Below are 20,480 nucleotides of genomic sequence, written 5' to 3'. Positions count from 1 at the left end.
GTCCGATCGCCGCGGCGGCCTCGGCCAGGCCGATGAACCGGGTGAGGGAGGCGCTGGCGCCCATGTGTTCCTGCAGTTGGCGCGGGATATCGCCCTTGAGCCTGATCTTGGGGATGCCCGCGCCCAGTGCGGCGAGGGCCAGTAGAGCGCTGAGAACGATGGCTGTGATGGTCACGGCAAAACCTCCAGGTAGTTTATGTGTTAACCAAACTGTAGGCACCAGATGGTTAACATGTCAACTATGGGGTAACGTGGCAGGTATGAGTGATCAACGTTGGCTGGACGACCGGGAGCAGCGTGCCTGGCGTAGCCTGATGACGATGCAGGCCGATCTGTCCCAGTACATCGAGCGGCAGTTGCGCCAGCGCAGCGGTCTGTCGAGCGCCGATTACCAGGTGCTGGCGCACCTGTCGGAGGCGCCGGACGGGCGGCTGCGGGCGTTTGCGCTAGGCGACGTTCTGCGCTGGGAGAAGAGCCGGCTCTCGCAGCATCTGACCCGGATGGAAAAGCGCGGTCTCGTGGGCCGTGAACGCTGCGCGGCGGACCAGCGCGGCGCCGTCGTGGTCATCACACCGCAAGGTCGCGAGGTCATCGAGGCTGCCGCCGCGCCGCACGTGATGGACGTGCGCAAGGTTCTGATCGACCACCTCACCCCGGAGCAGCTCGACTTGATCTGCGGGCTCGGCGACCAGGTGCGGGCGCGACTGGCAGAACTCGAACAGGAATCATGAGCACTGGCTGCCTCCACGCGTAAGCATCCGTTCATGGGTTGGGCGGCCGGCCTAGTCCTGGCCCGTCCACAGCTCGTCACCATCGCTGTGGTGATACATGCGCCGAATGGCTCCGCTCGTAACGATCCAGGCGATGCTTCCATCCGGTGTGACTTCATCGACCCATCCTGCTGTGTGGGGCGGGGTCTGGGTGCGGGTCCACACCTTCTCGCCGGTGACCAGTGTGGTCCAGTCGGTGGCTAGGACCAGCTTCCGTCGTGAGGTTCCGGACTCCGGCCTCGCCAGCAGCAGGGAATGGTCGCCTGTGCTTGCAAGTGTGTGTTTGTGGTGCAAAAGAGGCTCCTTCTGATCCGGCGCGAGCGTGCTGGCGGAAACGCCAGCGGCATGAGCCCGGAATCCCCGCCTCTGGGATTGTTTGTCCAGAGACGGGGACCTGATGGAATCTGTTCCGATCTTTTCCATCCAGTGTCTGTTTGTTGCCGATCGGGGACGCCGGGTTGTTGGGTCGGTCAGGGTACGAGGACGGGTTTTTCGCCTTTGGTGGCTGCTGATTTGAATCGGCGCGCTGTGACGATGATGACTGCGGTGACTCCGAGAACTGCGGGGATAGTCAGGAGCACGAAATTCATCTGTAGGGGCAGGCCCGCCGCGACCAGAGCGCCTCCGAGGATTGGCCCGGCAATGGCTCCGATTCGTCCGGTGCCGGTGGCCCAGCCGACGCCGGTGCTGCGGATGTGGGCCGGGTAGAACTCGACGGCGAAGGCATGGATGATGGCCAGGATCCCGATCACTGCGGCTCCGGCGGTGAACAGCAGGACATTCAGCATGATCGCGTTGGGCTTTATGGACAGAAGGACCAAGGACACGATGGCCAGGGCGAAGTAGCCAACGAGGGTCTTGCGGTAGGAGGTCCGTCCGGCGATCCAGCCGCCCGCGATGGAGCCGAACAGGCCGCCGGCGTTGAGGATGACGAGGGTCCACATGGCCGGGCCGAGCTCGAAGCCGGCGTTTTGCATGAGTGTGGGCAGCCAGGTGTTCAGGGCGTAGCTGAGGACCATCGTCATGATGAAGAAGACCCACATGAGTGAGGTCGCCAGGGCGTTCCCGTGCGTGAAGAGCTGCGCGATTCGGGACTTGCCGGAGGACGGGGCCGGGGGTGCGATTACCGTGTTCGGACTCCAAGTGGGTTCTATCTGCTTCATCACTGCGTCCAGGCGTTCACGCTGGCCAACGAGGGCAAGATATTCCGGGGATTCAGGAAGGTGCTTGAGCACCACTGGAACCAGCAGGATGGACAATCCGGCCACGTAAAACACTCCGCGCCAGCCCAGTACCGGCTCGATGTAGATGGCCAGCAGCGCTGCGCCGACTCCTCCTACTGCGTAGAACGCCGAGACGGTGGCTACGAAGAACGCCTTGGACTTGGTGGGAGAGAGTTCTCCCGTGAGCGCCATGAAGTTGGGAACCAACGCGCCCAGGGCCACGCCTACGACGAAGCGCAGTGCGCCCAGTACCAGCGGGGTGTCGGCGAACGCGCACGCGAACGCAGCGATACTGGCGAGGATCAGCCCGGCGACGATGAGTTTGCGGCGGCCGTATTTGTCGGCCAGTGGTGCGACCATGAGCCCGCCGGCGAACATGCCGGCAAGGGCCATGGAACCCACGACGCCGAGGGTGACGGGGTCCGTGCCCCAGTCCTTCATGAGGTGGGGGATGACGGAGCCAAAGGATACAAGGTCGTATCCATCGGCGATCATAAGCAGGGCGCAAATAGCGGCCGCCTTGAGGTGGAAACGGGAGATTTTGGCGCTGCCGACGACGGTGGCGACACTGGTTTGGGACATGGGGATTCCTTGGGAGCGGAGTTCCACCGTGCGGGCGCGCGGTGGGGGCCGGCCCAGCCCTTAAGGGCCGGCAATTGCGGTGACTAGTTTTGGAGCTGTGCTGCTTTGAGGGTGTTGCGGAGAAGTTCGGCGATGGTCATGGGGCCGACACCGCCGGGGACCGGGGTGATCTTTGACGCGATCTTGCTGACGGCGTCGAAGTCGACGTCACCGATGAGCCCTTCTGCGGAGCGGTGGATGCCGACGTCGATCACGACAGCCCCTGCGGAAATGTGTTCAGCGCCGATCAGGTGGGGAATACCGGCAGCGGCAATGACCACCTCGGCCTGGCGCGTGACGGCCGCCAGGTCCTTCGTCTTCGAGTGCGCGATGGTCACGGTGGCGTTCTTTTGCAGGAGGAGCTGGGCCAGCGGTTTTCCGACGAGGTCCGAGCGCCCGACGACAACGGCGTTGGCGCCCTGCAACTCAACACCCTCGTCTTCGAGCAGGGAGATGACTCCCTGCGGCGTGCACGGCAGCAGCCCTTCCACGCTGCGTGCCAAGCGCCCGGCGCTGGTTGTCGTCAGCCCGTCCACGTCCTTTTCCCAAGGGATCCGGTCGATCAGGGCTTTGGCATCCAGATGCGAAGGGAGGGGAAGCTGGAGCAGGACGCCCGAGACCGCGGGGTCGGCTGCGAGTTCGTCCAGTGCCGCAGCCACCTGTTCCTGGGTGGCATCCTTTGGCAGCCGGCGGTGGTGGTCCTCGATGCCGGCCTCCTTGGAGAGCCGGCGTTTGCTGCCTACATAGACCTCTGAGGCCGGGTCGTCCCCGACAAGGACGGTCGCGAGGCCGATGGTGCGGCCAGTGGAGTGTTTGAAATGCTCAACGTCCGTCCGGAGCTGTTCCCGGAGGCGGGCCGCGAGTGATTTTCCGTCGATGATGTGGGCGGTCATGGTCAGAACACAATCGTTGTGTTGCCGTCGCGCATGACCTTGTCCTGGCAGTGCCAGGTGACGGCCCGGGAGAGGACCCCGCGCTCCACATCGGCGCCGGAGCGCATGAGCTCCGGGGTCGATTCCCGGTGGGAGACGCGGATGACGTCCTGTTCGATGATCGGGCCCTCATCGAGGTCCTTTGTCACGTAGTGGGCCGTGGCGCCGATGAGCTTGACCCCGCGGTCTTTGGCTTTCTGGTACGGGCCGGCGCCGATGAAGGCAGGCAGGAAGGAGTGGTGGATGTTGATCACCGGGACCTGGACTTCGTCGAGGAATTCCGCGGAGATGATCTGCATGTAGCGGGCCAGGACTACGAGGTCCACGTTGCCGTTCAGCAGTTCCAGGTGCCGGCGTTCGGCGTCCTTCTTGTCCCCGGTAACAGGGACGTAGAAGTAGGGGATATCGAACGGGCGCACCTGGTCGGCCAGATCCGGGTGGTTGGAGATGACCATGACGATGTCCATGGGGATTTCCCCGCGGCGGTGCCGCCACAGCAGGTCCAGCAGGCAGTGGTCGGTTTTGGATGCGAAGATCGCGACCCGCTTGCGCTTGGATGCGTCAGTGAGTTTCCAGTCCATCTCAAGCGGTTCGGCGAGTTTTGTCTGGATGTCCGCTTCCAAAGTCTCCCGTTTAGCGGCGAACCCGGGAAGGTGGAAGACCGTGCGCTGGTACAGGGTGCCGTTTTCGGGCCCGGTAGTGAACTGGTCGAGGGATATGATGTTCGCCCCGTGGGCACCGAGAAGCTGGGTCAGCTTGGCGACGATGCCGGGCTGGTCGGGGCAGCTGACGTTAAGGCAGCCAATATCGGCGGTGCCGCCAGTTGCGGCGGGCCTGGCCGGAAGGGTGGTGCTAGACGGTTGCAAGGAGATCACCTCGTGACTTGTCGGTCTTGTAGGGGGCCGGGCGGACGATGGCCCGGATGTCTTTCTGCGGGTGGCCGGGGGCCCCCCAAATCACGGTCACCTCAGTGCCGGGCTCGGCGTGCTCGATGTCTATGGTTGCCAGCGAGAGCATCTTGCGGAAGTAGTAGGAGTATCCGCGTGATGTCGCGACCCCGACGAGCTGACCGTCGATCTCGACCCGGTCTGCCCACATGAAACCTCGCTGGTCACGGGGCATTTCCATGAAGTCGTAGTGGTCCCCTTCCTGGAAGAGCGAGGCCTGCACCTCCGCGACGTCCTCCCCGTTCCATTCCAGGGTCCGGATGACACGACTGGGATTCTCCTTCTCCGCGGCCAGGGCCAAACGGCCGAGGAACTCGTGATCGGTGTTGACGACCTTGCCCCATCCGAGCTCCACCGGGCTGCGGTAGTACTCGCTGATCGCCTGGCCGTTGTAGCTGCCGGCGATGTAGGCGGCCTGGGCAAAGGCCGGCATGGAAGAGCGGAAGTATTCGAGGTAGTCGGCCATGTCTTCATCGAAGATGGCCGGGATGTAGTCCGTGGCGATGGTGGGGAAGCATGCCTCAAGGTGGTTGATCAGGGCGACCCGGCCGCCCAGTTTCCGGATGCCGTGGTCCTTGCCTGCGTCGAGGACGGCGTCGTAGATCTCCTGGGCGATTTCCTTGGGTCCCTGAAGTTCGAATCCGACCTCGCCGGCCATGCCCTGGCGCAACGCGTGGATGCTGTGCCCGGCCACGGTGACGGGTACGACGTGCATGTACTTTGCTTCCAGGAGGTCCCGGGAGTCGGTGAGTTCGTGCAGCACTTTGACGGCGTTCGGGCCGGAGACCTGGAAAATGAACCAGTCCTCTTTGGTTACCTGGGCGTTGTAGCCGCCGCGCTCAAGGTTGAATGCCGCCCAGAATCCGCCCCGTCCGTGAACCACGAATTCTTCCTCGCCGAAACGGGTCAGGACCCCTTCATGGATGACCTTGCCGTCCTTGTTCGTGTGGATCGCGTGCTTGGACTGGCCGATGTCGAACTTCTTGTAGCTGTTCACGGTGATGTCGGAGAACAGCCGCAGAGCGTCGGGCCCCGTGAAGCGGTGCTGCCACAGGAAGGACCAGTCACCGATGTAGCAGGTCTCCTTCCAGGACATGCTCTCATCAAGCCAGTTCGTGTATTCGGGCTGCCCGAAACGGCTCCAGGCGTAGGCCTCGGGGGCCGTGCGCATGCTGTCAACGGTGTACGTCATTGTTGCCACCTCTATTACTAAATCGGCCAAAGGACTGGTCTCCTCGGAAGTTTGGCGGATCACCCATCAACTTCGGCCTGGTCATTCTGTGGTGTATATCACCACTTCTTCAAGGCTAGATCCGGCCCTAGTATTTATCAAATAGAATTTGACAATAGGAATATAGACGGTATCTATTTTGTGGAATATAGTTGCTCTATGCAGGAATCCGGCAGGTATGATCTGAACCTCCTTCGCGTCTTCGTCCTGGTTTACGAGACGAGAAGCGTGACCGACGCGGCGGAAATTTTGGCCATCAGCCAGCCCTCCGTCAGCTACGCGCTGTCGAAGCTGCGCAAACTCTTCAGCGACCCGCTTTTCCACCGCGGACCGAAAGGCCTGGAAGCGACACCGACGGCAAGTGGTCTCTATCCGGAATTGAGTCAGTCACTCCGGATGATCGACTCAGCGGTTCAAGGCGTCTCCGAATTCGATCCTGCCAGCACGTCCCACCGGTTTCGGCTCATGATGACCGACCTGGGTCTCATGGCACTGTTTCCTTACATCGTTTCGGCCGTGCTGGAGGCCGCGCCGAATGTTCGTCTCGACGTCATACCGCTGGATATCTCCCAGCTCCACGATCGACTACGGCGCAACGAAATCGACGCGGCAATCGGGATCCCTGCCATACCCGAGAGTGACGTGCTGGGTGAGCACCTTATGGACATGCCCTACGTGGGCGTCTGTGCCAGGACGCACCCGCGCATCTCCGACAGCCCATCGATGGAGGAAATCGCCGCCGAAAAACATGTTGTCGTGTCGAAGGCGTTGGGGCACGAGCATGTCGTCCACAGGCTGGCCGAACTGGGCGTCCGTGACTCCGTGACCATCACCCTCCCAAGTTTTGCCGTGGTCGCGCAGACCCTTGCCGTGACAGACCACATCAGCGTCGTACCCAAAGCCCTCGCCGACATCATCGAGTCCCACGGATCGGTCCGCCAGTTTGCGCTGCCTTTCAACATCGCACCCGGCCGCGTCACCCTGTATACCTACCGACGCGACATCCCATCTCCTCCCGTGGACTGGGTCCGTGAAATAATCGCCACGTCCCTGACGCAGTACCCCTACCCGAAGTACGTCAGAGGGGCTGCCTTACGTGGCGTGCAGCAAGCAATAGCAGTCGACTAGCCGGCCCGGAAGCCCGCGTGTCCGAGCCGTTGGACCTCTAAGTGGCGGATTGTGGACATGCACCAGCCGTCAGTACACCCAGCAGGGCGCCCATCTCGAGAAACTCCCTGGCCGGTTGTGAGGCCCGGCCATGATCCGCAGCCGAACCATGGCCGACCCCGGCCATACGCTCCAGCCATGAAAACTATGAAGAAGGCATGCCCGCTCTGCCACGGGGCGGCACGTCAGCCCTGTCCAGGCGCGTGGGTCTGGACCACGCATGAACGTGCTTCGACCTTCTCCATCTTGGCGTCAAGGACACCTGTCTAGGCGTAAAACCGCAGTTCAGACGCCCCAAACCCACCCCAGGCTAATGGGAATATATGCTCGCTCAGCTCCGCGTAGGACAACTCATGCAAGGCGAGTCCGCCGTCGGCGAATCTTTCTCGGATCATTTCCCGATGGTAAACGGTACGGCAGCGAATTACTGCGACGGTCAGCGCTTTGGTGGATTGGCGCCCATGACATCCGCCTCGGAGCGCCGGCAGCCGGAACGCAGAAAGCCCCCGCGCCAGACCGGGGGAGGTCGACGGCGCGGGGGCTTTCTGTTTGTGCCGTCACTATTGGGGGTTGCGACGGAACTCTTCAAACATATGTGCCCCGACTTTGCAAGTCAAAAAGGCTTGTCGATGACGCTGGCGTGCAACGATGTCCACGTGGATGTGGCCCGAGGCAACAATTGTCGGGGGTGGGCCACATCCCAAGCCTCGGGCGCATGAGAGTAGTTCACGCGTTGCCACCGGGTTGTCGGATAATTTCCATACTTCTCTCAGATTACTCACCGATGATCTATGGGTGAACTTCAACGTGATGGACCCGCGTGCCCGAGAACATAGATGCCCTTGCTGCGGTGTTGTGACTGACTTGCTTTACTGCGAAGACTGCGCAGAAGAACTGGAGATGGGCTCCGGAAATGACCTGGACCTCTGACCTGCGCCATGGACGCACGAAATCGCCCCGCCATCCGAAGATGACGGGGCGATTTCAGTTGGGAACTTAACCGGTCTTATGGGCCGTTTTCGTTGGCCTGTCCGCTGGTCAGCATGCCTCGTTTAGTGCCACTTTTACGAAGGCGGCAGTTTGGTAGGCGTACTGGTAGGCCCATGACTCTATCGGTTTCGTGAACGAGATCAGCGGCAGGTTCTGTCGGTAGGCAACCATGCTCAAGTCTCCCGTGTAGCAGCGCTGCACTACCACCCGCGCCCGGGTGAGATGAAACTGGACGGTCAGCACATCCGCGCTCGTCCAGCCGTTCTTGTCTGTCAGTTCCTTGAGTTCCCGCGCTTCTCCTTGCGTTGTGAAGGGCGCGGGGCGGAAGCAGATGATCCGGTAGGTGCGCCGTTCATTGCAAAGGGCCAGGCCCGGCGATCCGTGCTTGTCCAGTGGTACAGACACAGCGAGGGTGCGGGCGTAGCCCTGTTCCATCAGCTGCTCTGCATAAGCTATGCGGCTATCTGGGGGTCCCAGGACGAAAAGCACATCTGCGTGTCTCGGTGCATCACTGGGGGGCGTCACGTAAAGGAACAGGCCGGCGGCGGCCCAAAGGAGCAGGATTGGTACGGCGAACCAGGCGACTGTTCTGCCGAGAAGCTTCCGCCGACGGCCTGATGCTGAGGCTTTCTTTTCAGTCATTGAGGTCCAAGCGGTCATATCGTCCTCTGGTGATTGGTGGATGGGAGGCACCGTTGCACGCTCGAGCAGAATTCTATCCGTTGTCACCGGCTACCCGCTCAGGGCAAGGCGCCTCGGGGGAGAAGCCGGGGAGGGCTTCCACTTTGGATGCGATGGATATGTTCCTGGCAACCGGGCTGCGGCCGGGGGAGTTGCTGGCGTTGCAGTTCTCGGATGTTGATTTCAGGATGCGGACGATTGCTGTGACGGGGACCGTGAAGGCGGGATTCCGTGAGCGGCCTGCATCGCTAAGCTTTCCCGAAATCTGAATCCGGGAAGCGCGTTCTCACGCTGCCTCTGTTCGGTCTGGAGCTGTTGAGGCGCAGGAAAGCGGGTGCCGCCGGTGACCTGGTGTTCCCTAACCGAAACGGCGAGCCGATGGAGCCGGCAAACTTCCGTAGGTTGTGGCGTGAGGCACGCGGCAAAGAGTGGGAGGGTGTCAAGCCCTCCTCGTTCCGCAAGGCGGTCGCCACGCTGATTGAGCGCGAGTCTGGTTCCCTCATTGCCTCACGGCAGCTTGGGCACAGCTCGGATGCCATCACGAAGAAGCACTACATTGAGCGGAACCGGAACGCGCCGGACTCTTCGCTGATTCTGGAGCAGTTGAACAGCCGGGTCATACTGGTCCACTAACCGCCCCGCTGGTGCACCGTTCAAACGACGACTAAACGACGAGTAGGGCTGTTTTTGGGCAAATAAAAAAACCGCTCCAACCCTGGCTTTCGCTAGTGTTGGAGCGGTTTCTTGGTGGTGCACCCCCCGGGACTCGAACCCGGAACCCATTGATTAAGAGTCAATTGCTCTGCCAGTTGAGCTAGAGGTGCATCTGTTGTTCTTGTCCACCGGGGCTTTTTCTTTCCCCGTTGTTCTCCGCAACGACATGAAACTCTACACGAGTTTGGCCGCGGTGTGAAATCGGGGTGCTGGGGAGGGGCCGCGTTAGCCGTGAAGGTTCAAAATCAGCGCAAAATCAGGGTTTTCGCCGTTGCTGAGGAGCCACAGGCGGCCGTCGGGGGCGAGTGAAACGTTCCGGATCCGGCCGTACTTTCCTGTGAAATAGCTCACAGGGTCGCCGGCGAATTCGCCCTTGAGGGGAACGGCCCACAACCTTTGCCCGCGCAGGGCGCCCAGGTAGGCGGTGTTGCCGACAATTTCGAGCCCGCTGGGCGAGGAATCCGCCGTCGACGGCCACACGACTTTGGCGTCCAGGAAGCCGGCGCGGTGCGGGGCGCCGGTGACGTCCGGCCAGCCGTAGTTGCCGCCTGGCACGATCAGGTTGAGCTCGTCGTTGACATCGGGGCCGAATTCGCTGGCCCACAACCTGCCCGCGCCGTCCCAGGCAAGTCCTTGCACGTTCCGGTGGCCCAGGCTGTAGACCGGGTTCTCGCCGAAAGGGTTTCCAGGCGCCGGCCGGCCATCGGCCGTGAGCCGGAGGATCTTCCCGCCGAGGGCCCTGCTGTCCTGCGGCTGCTCCCTGCGCTGCGAATCGCCGGTTCCCACATACAGAAAGCCGTCGGGACCGAAACGGATCCGTCCGCCATTGTGCGTGCCAGCCTTCGGGATCCCCGTGAAAACGGTCTCCGGGGCGCCCAGTTCCCACCGCCCGCCGCGGTCCTCGAGCCGCATGCGGGCGATTCTGTTGTCGTCGGCCGCGGTGAAATACGCGTAAAGGTAGTGGTCCGTCGCGAAGTCAGGGGACAGGGCAAGGCCCAGGAGGCCGCCTTCGCCGCCCGGTACGACGCCGGGCACCTTGCCCAGTGTGCCCAGGTGTCCGTCGTTGATGGTCCGTACCAGGGCGGAGTCGCGTTCGGAGACGACGGCGGTGCCGTCCGGGAGGTAGACCGTGGACCACGGCACCTGCAGGCCGTCAATCCGCTCCGCCACCGTGGGCTCGCCCGCCGTCCCCGGCGCGCCGGTGGCAGGCACGCCCCCTTGCCGGGGCGTGGGAGAGGAGGCACCGCCGCCGGTGCAGGCGCTTAAGACGATCAGGGCAACGGCGAGGGCTGTTGCCCTGACCACGAGACGGCGGAGCAGCAAGGGAAAGTTGTCGGAACCGGGCCGGCTGCTACTGGCGCGTCCGGCGGGGCGGACGGAAGCCGGCGGCTTCGGCGTGCGCTGCGGAGACGAACCACACCTCTGCCCGGGCTTCTTCGTACGCCGGGCTGGAGTCTTCGTAGTAGGTCATCGACGATGCGTTGCCCTTGACGGTGAAGCCTTCGGGTCCGCTGCCGTCGGCCGCCGGGGCTGCCGATCCCTCGCCGTAGGGCTGGTCAGTAGCGAGGTGGCCTGTGGGCTCGGCCGTGTGGCTTGCGGAAGCCTCCGTTGCCGCGGACGAGGCGGCCATCTGCGTGGTTTCCGCCTCGGCAAGGGGCGTTGCCGCTGACGCTGCTCCTGTCGCGGGGCCGGGCGCCTCGGGCATCGCTGCGGCGGCAGCGACGGTGCTATTCGCAGCACCAGGGGCAGCGTTGCCGGCAGTGACGGTGGCGCCTTCGTTGTCGGCCGCCTCCGCGGCTGCCGTCTCAGCTCCGGGCAGTGTCGGCGAGTGGGGCTCGGTGTATTCGGGATGGTGCACCGGAGGCCCGGCAGCAGCCGCCGGTTCGGCCGCTGTCGGAGTTTCGGCGGCAACTCCCGGAACGTGTGCACCGTGGGCCGGTTCGTGGTGGGTCGTGGCCGCATGCGCATCGGCCGGTGCGGCGGTCTCGGACCACTGGGTCTCCCACTCGGCGCTGTCCGCAGCACCCGGGGCTTCCGGCGCGGCGGCCGCGGCCGTGGCTGCGCCCGCGGCCGGTTCGGTTGTCGGGGGCGCTGCCGGTTCGGGAGCGGGGGTCATTTTGTCTGCAGTGGCCTGCGGCGCAGGGGTCTCCAGTGCAGCCGTCTCCGCCGGCGGCATCGCCGACGAGGCCGCCTCAGGTGTTTGCATCGCTTCCGGCGCCGCCGCCGCCATCGCCCCGCCCGCCGGTCCGGCACCCGCCGCCGTCGTCCCGGTCGACGTCGAACCGGTCGACGTGCCGGAAGAGCTGCCGGTGCTGGTGGTTCCGGTGGAGGCGGAACCTGCGCCCGGGCGGCTCTTGTTGCGGTTGAGCACGGCCCAGACCACAGCGACCACCACGATGATGACGACGAGCCAGACAATCCAGTCCATAGCAGAGCCTTTCAGTCCATATTCAGTCCATGAGATTCAGTCCATGAGTTTCAGTACATGAGGCATGGTTGCCGATGCTTGACCGTACGTCCGGGCCAAGCCGGCTGTCCACCCTTCACGGGGCCGACGCGGCCGCCTCCCGGGACGGCGGGGATGGCCCCGTGGGCCGGCTGGAAACCGGAAACGACCCGGGCCCGCCGTGTAGCCTCGCCTCATGGATTTCAAGCGACTGCGGATTCTGCGCGAACTCGCCGACCGCGGCACGGTGGGCGCCACCGCCGAGGCCATGAAAGTGACGCCGTCGGCTGTGTCTCAACAGCTCAAAACCCTGCAGGAAGAACTGGGCGTCGTCCTGGTGGAGAAGTCCGGCAGGGGAGTGCGGCTCACCGAGGCTGGCCTGGCCATGGCTGGCGCTGCGGCCGAGGTGTCCACCGCCATGGCACGGGCCGAGGCAACCATCGACACCTACCGGCGAGGCTGGCAGACGCGGGTTGTGGCAGCCTTTTTTCCCAGCGCGGCGGAGATGTTCCTCCCGGGCCTCCTGCACCGGGTCAAGGCCATCGAAGGTCTCCGCCTCGAAGCGCACTTCGAGGATCCCGGCGTTGCCGGGTTCGCCGGGCTGACCGCGGACTATGACATCGTCCTGGCCCACAGCGTCGACGGTCCCGAAGTCTTCGGCGGCCAGGGCCTGGCCGTGGTGCCGCTGCTGGAGGAACCCCTGGACGTGGCCCTGCCCGCGGGGCACGCGCTGGCCGCCAAGGCCACGCTGTGCGCCGAGGACGTCGTGGGCTTCCCCTGGATGGGCGTTCCCGAGGGCTTTCCCTTCGATACCGTGCTGCGCCAGATTGAGCTACGGGCCGACTCACACGCTGTCCGCGCCCAGCAGTTCCCCGATCTGCGCGTTCTCGAAGCCCTTGTCAGTGCCGGCCACGGGCTCAGCCTGCTGCCGCGGTACACGGCTGTCAGCAACCAGGACCGCGGATTCGTCCTGCGCCCGCTCGAGGGCGTAAAGGCCAACCGCAGTATTGTTGCCCTCGCCCGTCCCGACGTCGCGGCCCGGACCACCATCCAGCAGGTCCTGGCGATGCTGAAGGCCGAGGCCCAGGCGGTCGCCGAAGCTCCGGAACTGCGTGACGCGGCTCACCGAATTCGAGGCCAAGCGGCCGCGGATTTCATCATGTGAGATGAGAGTCCACTATTTGATCGAAATATTCCCGGTTTTCCGCTTAACGCTCCCTCGTGGGGTCGTTGGGGTCTGGGGCAGACGCCTAGACTTTGAGCCATGAGTCAGGACACCCAAACAGCAACAGACACCAAGCCGGACATCAAGCCCCGCAGCCGGGTCGTTACCGATGGAATCCACGCCGCGCCCGCGCGCGGCATGTTCCGGGCGGTCGGCATGGGCGATGACGACTTCGCGAAGCCGCAGATCGGTGTGGCGAGTTCGTGGAACGAGATCACTCCCTGCAACCTTTCGTTGAACCGGCTCGCCCAGGGCGCCAAGGAAGGCGTCCACGCCGGCGGCGGGTTCCCGATGCAGTTCGGCACCATTTCCGTCTCCGACGGCATCTCCATGGGGCATGAGGGCATGCACTTCTCCCTCGTCTCCCGCGAAGTCATTGCCGACTCCGTCGAGACCGTCATGCAGGCCGAGCGGATCGACGGCTCCGTCCTGCTGGCCGGGTGCGACAAGTCCCTGCCCGGCATGCTGATGGCCGCGGCCCGCCTGGACCTCGCGGCCGTGTTCCTCTACGCCGGCTCGATCATGCCCGGCTGGGTCAAGCTCGAGGACGGCTCCGAAAAGGAAGTCACCCTGATCGACGCGTTCGAGGCCGTCGGTGCCTGCGCCGCCGGGAAGATGAGCCGCGAGGACCTGGACCGCATCGAAAAGGCCATCTGCCCGGGCGAAGGCGCCTGCGGCGGCATGTACACCGCAAACACCATGGCGTGCATCGGTGAGGCCCTGGGCATGTCCCTGCCCGGCTCGGCCGCGCCGCCCTCCGCGGACCGCCGCCGAGATGCCTTCGCGCACAAGTCCGGCGAGGCCGTGGTCAACCTCCTGCGCCTGGGCATCACCGCCCGGGACATCATGACCAAGAAGGCCTTCGAGAACGCGATCGCCGTCACCATGGCCTTCGGCGGGTCCACCAACGCCGTGCTGCACCTGCTCGCCATCGCCCGCGAAGCCGAGGTCGAGCTGACCCTGGACGACTTCAACCGGATCGGCGACAAGATCCCGCATCTGGGCGACCTCAAGCCGTTCGGCCGTTATGTGATGACCGACGTCGACAAGATCGGCGGCGTGCCGGTCATCATGAGGGCACTGCTCGACGCCGGCCTGCTGCACGGTGACTGCCTCACCGTCACGGGCAAGACCGTGGCGGAAAACCTCGCCGCGATCAACCCGCCGGACCCGGACGGCAAAGTGCTCCGCGCCATGGACAACCCGATCCACAAGACTGGCGGCATCACCATCCTGCACGGCTCGATGGCCCCCGAGGGCGCCGTCGTCAAGAGCGCCGGCTTCGACGCGGACGTCTTCGAAGGCACCGCCCGCGTGTTCGAGCGCGAGCAGGGCGCCCTGGACGCGCTGGACAAGGGCGAGATCCACAAGGGCGACGTCGTCGTCATCCGCTACGAGGGACCCAAGGGCGGCCCCGGCATGCGCGAGATGCTCGCCATCACCGGCGCCATCAAGGGCGCGGGCCTGGGCAAGGATGTCCTGCTGCTCACCGACGGTCGGTTCTCCGGCGGCACCACGGGCCTGTGCATCGGCCACGTCGCACCGGAGGCCGTCGACGGCGGCCCGATCGCGTTCGTCAAGGACGGCGACCGGATCCGGGTCGACATCGCGGCCCGCACGTTCGACCTCCTGGTCGACGAGTCCGAGCTCGAGTCCCGCAAGGTCGGCTGGGAACCCCTGCCGGCCAAGTTCACCAAGGGCGTCCTCGCAAAGTACGCCAAGCTCGTCCACAGCGCCTCCACCGGCGCCTACTGCGGGTAATGCCTACCCTGGGTGGACGGCGCTGAGCGCCGTTCACTCAGGGGCCCTCGGCATTCCCCTTATTAAGCCCTGCCGCCCAGGGTGGGCGGCTCGCCAGTCGGCGCCCCGGGCCAGGGAAGATCAAGCGACCAACCAGTGGACAGCGTTGTCCACATAGTGAGACAGGTGCCCGGCTCGTTGACACTTGTCTCACTCAGAGGGAAAACTGAACGCATGATCGAGATCGTTACCGCCGGTGCATCCGTCGTCGTACTTACCAAGCGCGTGGCTGACTAGCCCGACTGGTAACGAACCGTCACGCGCAACCCCTCGAAGAGCCAGTCGGCTGAGGGGTTTTTTTATTTCCCGCAGCACCAGCACTACGCAAGACCCAAGAAGTTCCACGATCACCGAAGATCCACAAAGGAAGAGTCCGATGAGCAAAGGATCGCCGATCAGCCCCTCGCTGATGGCCACAAAGTCCGCTGGAGCCCACAAGGCTCCGGATCGCGTCGAACGTCCGGCTGACGCCGGCGTCGACACTGCTGCCGTCTCTCCTGTCCTCGGACCGAACAACGTCGTACCCCCGACCGTTATGACCGGTTCGCAAGCAATTGTCCGCTCGCTCGAAGAACTCGGCGTCCAGGACATTTTCGGTTTGCCCGGTGGCGCGATCCTGCCCACCTATGACCCCTTGATGGCCTCCAAAATGAACCACGTTCTGGTCCGTCACGAACAGGGAGCCGGCCACGCCGCGCAAGGCTATGCCATGGTCACCGGACGGGTTGGCGTCTGCATCGCCACCTCTGGCCCGGGCGCCACCAACCTCGTCACCGCCATCATGGATGCCCACATGGACTCCGTGCCGATGGTGGCCATCACCGGCCAGGTGTCCAGCGGGGTGATCGGCACCGACGCATTCCAGGAAGCGGACATCGTCGGGATCACCATGCCGATCACGAAGCACTCCTTCCTGGTCACCGACCCCAACGACATCCCGCACGTCATGGCCGAGGCCTTCCACCTGGCCTCCACCGGACGCCCGGGACCCGTCCTCGTCGATGTCGCCAAGGACGCCCAGCAGGGCCAGATGACGTTCTCCTGGCCGCCCAAGATCGATCTGCCGGGCTACCGGCCGGTGCTGCGCGGCCACAGCAAGCAGGTCCGCGAGGCCGCCCGGCTCATTACCGCCGCCAGCAAGCCCGTGCTCTATGTCGGCGGCGGTGTGGTCAAGGCCCACGCCTCGGCCGAACTGCGCGAACTGGCCGAGTTGACCGGCGCACCCGTGGTGACCACCCTGATGGCCCGCGGCGTGTTCCCGGACTCGCACCCGCAGCACGTGGGCATGCCGGGCATGCACGGCACCGTTTCCGCCGTGACCGCCCTGCAGCAGTCCGACCTCCTCATCACGCTCGGCGCACGGTTCGATGACCGCGTGACCGGCGTCCTGAAGTCCTTCGCCCCGAACGCCAAGGTCATCCACGCCGACATCGATCCGGCGGAGATCTCCAAGAACCGCACGGCCGACGTCCCGATCGTTGGCTCGGTCAAGGAGATCATTCCGGAACTGAGCGAGGCCCTGCGCACGCAGTTCGAAGCGTTCGGCACCCCGGATCTGACCAACTGGTGGGCATTCCTGAACAACCTCAAGGAAACCTACCCGCTCGGCTGGACCGAACCCGAGGACGGCCTCAGCGCCCCGCAACGCGTGATCGAACGCATCGGTGCCCTGACCGGACCCGAGGGCGTGTACGTCGCCGGCGTCGGACAGCACCAGATGTGGGCCTCGCAGTTCATTAAGTACGAACGCCCGCACGCCTGGCTGAACTCCGGCGGCGCCGGCACCATGGGCTACGCCGTGCCGGCGGCCATGGGCGCCAAGGTGGGTGAACCGGACCGCGTGGTCTGGGCGATCGACGGCGACGGCTGCTTCCAGATGACCAACCAGGAACTGGCCACCTGCGCGATCAACAAGATCCCGATCAAGGTTGCCATCATCAACAACTCCTCGCTGGGCATGGTCCGGCAGTGGCAGACCCTCTTCTACGAGGGCCGCTACTCCAACACCGACCTCAATACCGGCCATGACACCATCCGCATTCCGGACTTCGTCAAGCTGGCGGACGCCTACGGCTGCGCTGCCTTCCGCTGCGAACGCGACGAGGACATCGACGCCACCATCCAGAAGGCCCTGGAGATCAATGACCGCCCCGTGGTCATCGACTTCGTCGTGAGCCCCAACTCGATGGTGTGGCCGATGGTCCCCTCGGGGGTCAGTAACGACCAGATCCAGGTTGCCCGCAACATGACCCCGGAATGGGAAGAGGAGGACTGAACATGACCCGCCACACATTGTCCGTTCTGGTCGAAGACAAGCCCGGTGTGCTGACGCGCGTCGCCAGCCTCTTCGCCCGCAGGGCCTTCAACATCAATTCCCTGGCCGTCGGCCCCACCGAGGTCCCGGGCATGTCCCGGATGACCGTCGTGGTCGACGCCGACGGCGAGCTGATCGAACAGGTCACCAAACAGCTGAACAAGCTGGTCAACGTGATCAAGATCGTCGAGCTCACCTCAGAATCTTCCGTACAGCGCGACCACATCCTGGTCAAGGTACGTGCGGATGCCGCAACACGCCTGCAGGTCACCCAGGCTGCAGACCTGTTCCGCGCTTCAGTGGTCGACGTCTCCACAGAGTCGGTGGTCATTGAGGCAACGGGCCACCCCGAGAAGCTCACGGCACTCCTGTCAGTGCTTGAGCCCTTCGGCATCCGCGAAATCGTGCAGTCCGGCACCTTGGCCGTTGGGCGGGGATCCCGCTCCATGAGTGACAGGGCCTTGCGCAGCGCGTAAGCAAGTAACGGCGCAGGCAACTGCCTGGCCGAGCGTTGCGTCCCAAACCGCAGCACCACAGACAACATCGAAAAACCACTCAAGAGGAGTTACGCAAGTGACTGAAATGTTCTACGACGACGACGCAGACCTGTCGATCATCCAGGGTCGCAAAGTTGCCATTGTCGGCTACGGCTCCCAGGGCCACGCCCACGCGCTGAACCTGCGCGATTCCGGCGTCGAGGTTGCCATCGCGCTCAAGGAAGGCTCGAAGTCCATCGCCAAGGCTGAGGACGCAGGCTTCACGGTCAAGAACGTCGCAGACGCCGCCGAATGGGCCGACGTCATCATGATCCTGGCGCCGGACCAGTACCAGCGCTCGATCTACAACGACTCCATCAAGGACAAGCTGACCCCCGGCAAGGCCCTGGCCTTCGCCCACGGCTTCAACATCCGCTTCGGCTACATCAAGGCACCGGAGGGCGTTGACGTCATCCTGATCGCCCCGAAGGCTCCCGGCCACACCGTGCGCCGCGAGTTCGAAGCCGGCCGCGGCATCCCGGACATCATCGCCGTTGAGCAGGACGCCACCGGTTCCGCCTGGGAGCTGGCCAAGTCCTACGCCAAGGCCATTGGCGGCACCCGCGCCGGCGTCATCAAGACCACCTTCACCGAAGAGACCGAAACGGACCTCTTCGGCGAGCAGGCTGTCCTCTGCGGCGGCGTGTCCCAGCTGGTCCAGTACGGCTTCGAGACCCTGACCGAGGCCGGCTACCAGCCGCAGATCGCCTACTTCGAGGTGCTCCACGAGCTCAAGCTCATCGTTGACCTCATGTGGGAAGGCGGCATCGCCAAGCAGCGTTGGAGCGTCTCGGACACCGCAGAGTACGGCGACTACGTCTCCGGCCCGCGCGTCATCACCCCCGAGGTGAAGGAGAACATGAAGGCAGTCCTGAAGGACATCCAGGACGGCGCCTTCGCCAAGCGCTTCATCGACGACCAGGACGCCGGCGCTCCCGAGTTCAAGGCGCTGCGGGCCAAGGCCGAGCAGCACCCGATCGAGGCTGTGGGCCGCGAACTGCGGTCCCTGTTCGCCTGGCAGCAGCAGGACGCGGACTACGTCGAAGGTTCCGCAGCCCGCTAAGCATTGCCGGCAGGGGAGCCGGACACCTTTTCCTGGGGGTCCGGCTTCCCTGCTGTCCAGCACCACCCGTCTCACCAGCACCACCTGATTCACCAAAATCCCCACCAGATACACAAGAGAGCTAAAGAGGTCACCGGTGACAAGCACCAAACCTGTCGTACTCCTCGCTGAGGAACTTTCGCCCGCCACAGTCGAGGCCCTCGGCCCGGACTTTGAAATCCGCCAGACTGACGGCTCCGACCGTTCCCAGCTGCTCTCCGCGATCGCCGACGTCGACGCGATCCTGGTCCGCTCCGCCACCCAGGTGGACGCCGAGGCCATCGCCGCCGCCAAGAACCTCAAGGTGATCGCCCGCGCCGGCGTGGGCCTGGACAACGTGGACATCAAGGCCGCCACGCAGGCCGGCGTCATGGTGGTCAACGCGCCCACCTCCAACATCGTCTCCGCCGCCGAACTGACGGTCGGGCACATCCTGAGCCTCGCCCGCCACATTCCGCAGGCCAGCTCCGCGCTCAAGGACGGGGAGTGGAAACGCTCCAAGTACACCGGCATCGAACTCTTCGAAAAGAAGATCGGCATCATCGGCCTCGGCCGGATCGGCGCCCTGGTGGCCGCCCGCCTGAAGGGCTTCGACACCAAGATCCTCGCGTACGACCCCTACATCACCTCCGCCCGGGCCGCCCAGCTCGGCGTCCAGCTGGTGACCCTCGATGAGCTCCTCGCGCAGTCGGACTTCATCACCATCCACATGCCCAAGACCCCGGAGACTGTCGGCATGCTCGGCGCCGACGCCTTCAAGAAAATGAAGAGCACGGCCTACGTCGTCAACGTCGCCCGCGGCGGCCTGGTGGACGAGGAAGCCCTCTACACCGCGCTGCAGGCCGGCGACATCGCCGGTGCCGGCGTCGACGTCTTCAACAAGGAGCCCAGCACCGACCTGCCCTTTTTCAAGCTCGACAACGTCGTGGTGACCCCGCACCTGGGCGCCTCCACCGACGAGGCCCAGGAGAAGGCCGGCGTCTCCGTCGCCAAGTCCGTCCGCCTCGCGCTGGCCGGCGAACTGGTCCCGGACGCCGTCAACGTCGCCGGCGGCGTCATCGCCCCGGACGTCCGCCCCGGCATCCCGCTGATGGAAAAGCTCGGCCGCATCTTCACCGCGCTGACCCACGCCTCCCTCACGCAGTTCGACGTCGAGGTGGCCGGTGAGATCTCCTCCCTCGACGTCAAGGTCCTGGAACTCGCGGCCCTTAAGGGGATTTTCGCCGACGTCGTGACCGAGCAGGTCTCCTACGTCAACGCCCCGGTGATCGCCGAACAGCGCGGCATCAACGTCCGGCTCATCACGACGCCGGACACCGAGTCCTACCGCAACGTGCTGACCCTGCGCGGCGCCCTCAGCGACGGCAGCCAGATCTCCGTCGCGGGAACCCTCACCGGCCCGAAGCAGATCCAGAAGCTCGTGGGCGTCAACGGCTACGAGGTGGAGATCCCGATCAGCGAGCACCTCGTGGTGGTGGCCTACTCGGACCGCCCCGGCGTGATCGGCACGATCGGCCACATTCTGGGCATGAACAACATCAACATCGCCGGCATGCAGGTGGCACGCCAGACTGAGGGCGGCCAGGTGCTCGCCCTGCTGACCATCGACAGCTCCGTTCCCCAGCAGGTCCTTGACGCGATCAAGGCCGGGATCGGCGCTGACATGGTCCGCGAGGTTGACCTCGAGGACTGAAATCCTCCCCGCAGGGCGCCGGCGGCGGCTTGAGAGCCGCCGGCGTCCGTGAGCGGGCGGCCGGTCTGCGTACAATGGCTAGGACCGA

Annotated in this window: 18 protein-coding genes and 1 tRNA gene; 10 read left to right on the top strand and 9 right to left on the bottom strand. The window is 64.5% G+C overall.

Going from position 1 to position 20,480, the window contains the following annotated elements; genetic code table 11:
• The first annotated feature begins 260 nt into the window (after positions 1-260).
• Positions 261-731 carry a MarR family winged helix-turn-helix transcriptional regulator gene (locus BLR03_RS13600; RefSeq protein WP_091253365.1) on the top strand — a complete coding sequence of 157 codons (471 nt, stop codon included), beginning with the start codon at positions 261-263 and terminating at the stop codon, positions 729-731.
• 51 nt (positions 732-782) lie between these two features.
• Here BLR03_RS13600 and BLR03_RS13595 read toward each other — a convergent pair whose 3' ends face one another.
• From BLR03_RS13595 to BLR03_RS13575, 5 genes are all read right to left on the bottom strand, one after another.
• Entirely contained in the window at positions 783-1,064 is a 282-nt protein-coding gene (locus tag BLR03_RS13595; protein ID WP_091253364.1) for a hypothetical protein, read from the bottom strand.
• Between the two features lie 176 nt (positions 1,065-1,240).
• Positions 1,241-2,575, bottom strand: a complete 1,335-nt coding sequence (locus BLR03_RS13590) for an MFS transporter (protein ID WP_091253362.1) — start codon at positions 2,573-2,575, stop codon at positions 1,241-1,243.
• An 83-nt stretch (positions 2,576-2,658) separates the two neighbouring features.
• Positions 2,659-3,507, bottom strand: a complete 849-nt coding sequence (gene folD / locus BLR03_RS13585) for a bifunctional methylenetetrahydrofolate dehydrogenase/methenyltetrahydrofolate cyclohydrolase FolD (protein ID WP_091253361.1) — start codon at positions 3,505-3,507, stop codon at positions 2,659-2,661.
• A gap of 2 nt (positions 3,508-3,509) precedes the next feature.
• Positions 3,510-4,352: a formyltetrahydrofolate deformylase gene (gene purU / locus BLR03_RS13580; RefSeq protein ID WP_217639791.1), complete on the bottom strand. Its 843-nt coding sequence runs from the start codon at positions 4,350-4,352 to the stop codon at positions 3,510-3,512.
• A 46-nt stretch (positions 4,353-4,398) separates the two neighbouring features.
• Positions 4,399-5,685, bottom strand: coding sequence for a glycine cleavage T C-terminal barrel domain-containing protein (locus tag BLR03_RS13575; RefSeq protein ID WP_217639789.1), 1,287 nt, complete (start codon positions 5,683-5,685; stop codon positions 4,399-4,401).
• Positions 5,686-5,883: 198 nt separating this feature from the next.
• On the opposite strand from BLR03_RS13575, the gene BLR03_RS13570 reads away from it, so the two are divergent.
• On the top strand, positions 5,884-6,852 hold the full coding sequence (locus BLR03_RS13570) for a LysR family transcriptional regulator (RefSeq protein WP_091253357.1): 969 nt from the start codon (positions 5,884-5,886) through the stop codon (positions 6,850-6,852).
• A 1,077-nt stretch (positions 6,853-7,929) separates the two neighbouring features.
• Here BLR03_RS13570 and BLR03_RS13565 read toward each other — a convergent pair.
• On the bottom strand, positions 7,930-8,523 hold the full coding sequence (locus BLR03_RS13565) for a YdcF family protein (RefSeq protein ID WP_175460550.1): 594 nt from the start codon (positions 8,521-8,523) through the stop codon (positions 7,930-7,932).
• A 152-nt stretch (positions 8,524-8,675) separates the two neighbouring features.
• Between BLR03_RS13565 and BLR03_RS24435 the strand changes: the two genes are divergently transcribed.
• Positions 8,676-8,831, top strand: coding sequence for a site-specific integrase (locus tag BLR03_RS24435; protein ID WP_175460549.1), 156 nt, complete (start codon positions 8,676-8,678; stop codon positions 8,829-8,831).
• A 46-nt stretch (positions 8,832-8,877) separates the two neighbouring features.
• A complete protein-coding gene (locus BLR03_RS13560; protein ID WP_175460548.1) occupies positions 8,878-9,195 on the top strand; it encodes a tyrosine-type recombinase/integrase in 318 nt (105 codons plus the stop codon).
• A 115-nt stretch (positions 9,196-9,310) separates the two neighbouring features.
• On the opposite strand, the gene BLR03_RS13555 is transcribed toward BLR03_RS13560, so the two are convergent.
• The 3 genes from BLR03_RS13555 to BLR03_RS13545 form a co-directional block, all read right to left on the bottom strand.
• Positions 9,311-9,386 (bottom strand) — tRNA-Lys (locus BLR03_RS13555).
• 115 nt (positions 9,387-9,501) lie between these two features.
• Positions 9,502-10,599 carry a PQQ-dependent sugar dehydrogenase gene (locus BLR03_RS13550; RefSeq protein ID WP_091253351.1) on the bottom strand — a complete coding sequence of 366 codons (1,098 nt, stop codon included), beginning with the start codon at positions 10,597-10,599 and terminating at the stop codon, positions 9,502-9,504.
• Positions 10,600-10,627: 28 nt separating this feature from the next.
• Positions 10,628-11,704: a sunset domain-containing protein gene (locus BLR03_RS13545; protein WP_091253350.1), complete on the bottom strand. Its 1,077-nt coding sequence runs from the start codon at positions 11,702-11,704 to the stop codon at positions 10,628-10,630.
• Between the two features lie 214 nt (positions 11,705-11,918).
• On the opposite strand from BLR03_RS13545, the gene BLR03_RS13540 reads away from it, so the two are divergent.
• From BLR03_RS13540 to serA, 6 genes are all read left to right on the top strand, one after another.
• Entirely contained in the window at positions 11,919-12,887 is a 969-nt protein-coding gene (locus BLR03_RS13540) for a LysR family transcriptional regulator (RefSeq protein WP_091253338.1), read from the top strand.
• A 99-nt stretch (positions 12,888-12,986) separates the two neighbouring features.
• A complete protein-coding gene (gene ilvD, locus BLR03_RS13535) occupies positions 12,987-14,708 on the top strand; it encodes a dihydroxy-acid dehydratase (protein WP_091253336.1) in 1,722 nt (573 codons plus the stop codon).
• A gap of 415 nt (positions 14,709-15,123) precedes the next feature.
• Positions 15,124-17,022, top strand: a complete 1,899-nt coding sequence (locus BLR03_RS13530; protein WP_091253335.1) for an acetolactate synthase large subunit — start codon at positions 15,124-15,126, stop codon at positions 17,020-17,022.
• A gap of 2 nt (positions 17,023-17,024) precedes the next feature.
• Complete coding sequence (ilvN, locus tag BLR03_RS13525) at positions 17,025-17,537, top strand: acetolactate synthase small subunit (protein WP_018773531.1); 513 nt, start codon at positions 17,025-17,027, stop codon at positions 17,535-17,537.
• Between the two features lie 97 nt (positions 17,538-17,634).
• Positions 17,635-18,660 carry a ketol-acid reductoisomerase gene (ilvC, locus tag BLR03_RS13520; RefSeq protein ID WP_091253334.1) on the top strand — a complete coding sequence of 342 codons (1,026 nt, stop codon included), beginning with the start codon at positions 17,635-17,637 and terminating at the stop codon, positions 18,658-18,660.
• Positions 18,661-18,796: 136 nt separating this feature from the next.
• Positions 18,797-20,392 carry a phosphoglycerate dehydrogenase gene (gene serA, locus BLR03_RS13515; protein ID WP_091253333.1) on the top strand — a complete coding sequence of 532 codons (1,596 nt, stop codon included), beginning with the start codon at positions 18,797-18,799 and terminating at the stop codon, positions 20,390-20,392.
• The last annotated feature ends 88 nt before the right edge of the window (positions 20,393-20,480 follow it).

It is taken from the genome of Arthrobacter sp. ok909 (genome assembly GCF_900104405.1).
In the GTDB taxonomy this organism is placed as follows: Bacteria; Actinomycetota; Actinomycetes; order Actinomycetales; family Micrococcaceae; genus Arthrobacter; species Arthrobacter humicola.
This window is presented reverse-complemented; position numbering and strand designations above follow the sequence as displayed.

What these genes read in the sequence shown, in the direction of transcription:
- ilvN (WP_018773531.1), top strand. Translation starts at nt 17,025, where the DNA reads ATGACCCGCCACACATTGTCCGTTCTGGTCGAAGACAAGCCCGGTGTG.
- ilvD (WP_091253336.1), top strand. Translation starts at nt 12,987, where the DNA reads ATGAGTCAGGACACCCAAACAGCAACAGACACCAAGCCGGACATCAAG.
- folD (WP_091253361.1), bottom strand. Translation starts at nt 3,507, where the DNA reads ATGACCGCCCACATCATCGACGGAAAATCACTCGCGGCCCGCCTCCGG.
- BLR03_RS13540 (WP_091253338.1), top strand. Translation starts at nt 11,919, where the DNA reads ATGGATTTCAAGCGACTGCGGATTCTGCGCGAACTCGCCGACCGCGGC.
- BLR03_RS13545 (WP_091253350.1), bottom strand. Translation starts at nt 11,704, where the DNA reads ATGGACTGGATTGTCTGGCTCGTCGTCATCATCGTGGTGGTCGCTGTG.
- BLR03_RS13590 (WP_091253362.1), bottom strand. Translation starts at nt 2,575, where the DNA reads ATGTCCCAAACCAGTGTCGCCACCGTCGTCGGCAGCGCCAAAATCTCC.
- BLR03_RS13565 (WP_175460550.1), bottom strand. Translation starts at nt 8,523, where the DNA reads ATGACTGAAAAGAAAGCCTCAGCATCAGGCCGTCGGCGGAAGCTTCTC.
- BLR03_RS13600 (WP_091253365.1), top strand. Translation starts at nt 261, where the DNA reads ATGAGTGATCAACGTTGGCTGGACGACCGGGAGCAGCGTGCCTGGCGT.
- BLR03_RS24435 (WP_175460549.1), top strand. Translation starts at nt 8,676, where the DNA reads ATGGATATGTTCCTGGCAACCGGGCTGCGGCCGGGGGAGTTGCTGGCG.
- BLR03_RS13570 (WP_091253357.1), top strand. Translation starts at nt 5,884, where the DNA reads ATGCAGGAATCCGGCAGGTATGATCTGAACCTCCTTCGCGTCTTCGTC.
- BLR03_RS13575 (WP_217639789.1), bottom strand. Translation starts at nt 5,685, where the DNA reads ATGACGTACACCGTTGACAGCATGCGCACGGCCCCCGAGGCCTACGCC.
- BLR03_RS13530 (WP_091253335.1), top strand. Translation starts at nt 15,124, where the DNA reads ATGAGCAAAGGATCGCCGATCAGCCCCTCGCTGATGGCCACAAAGTCC.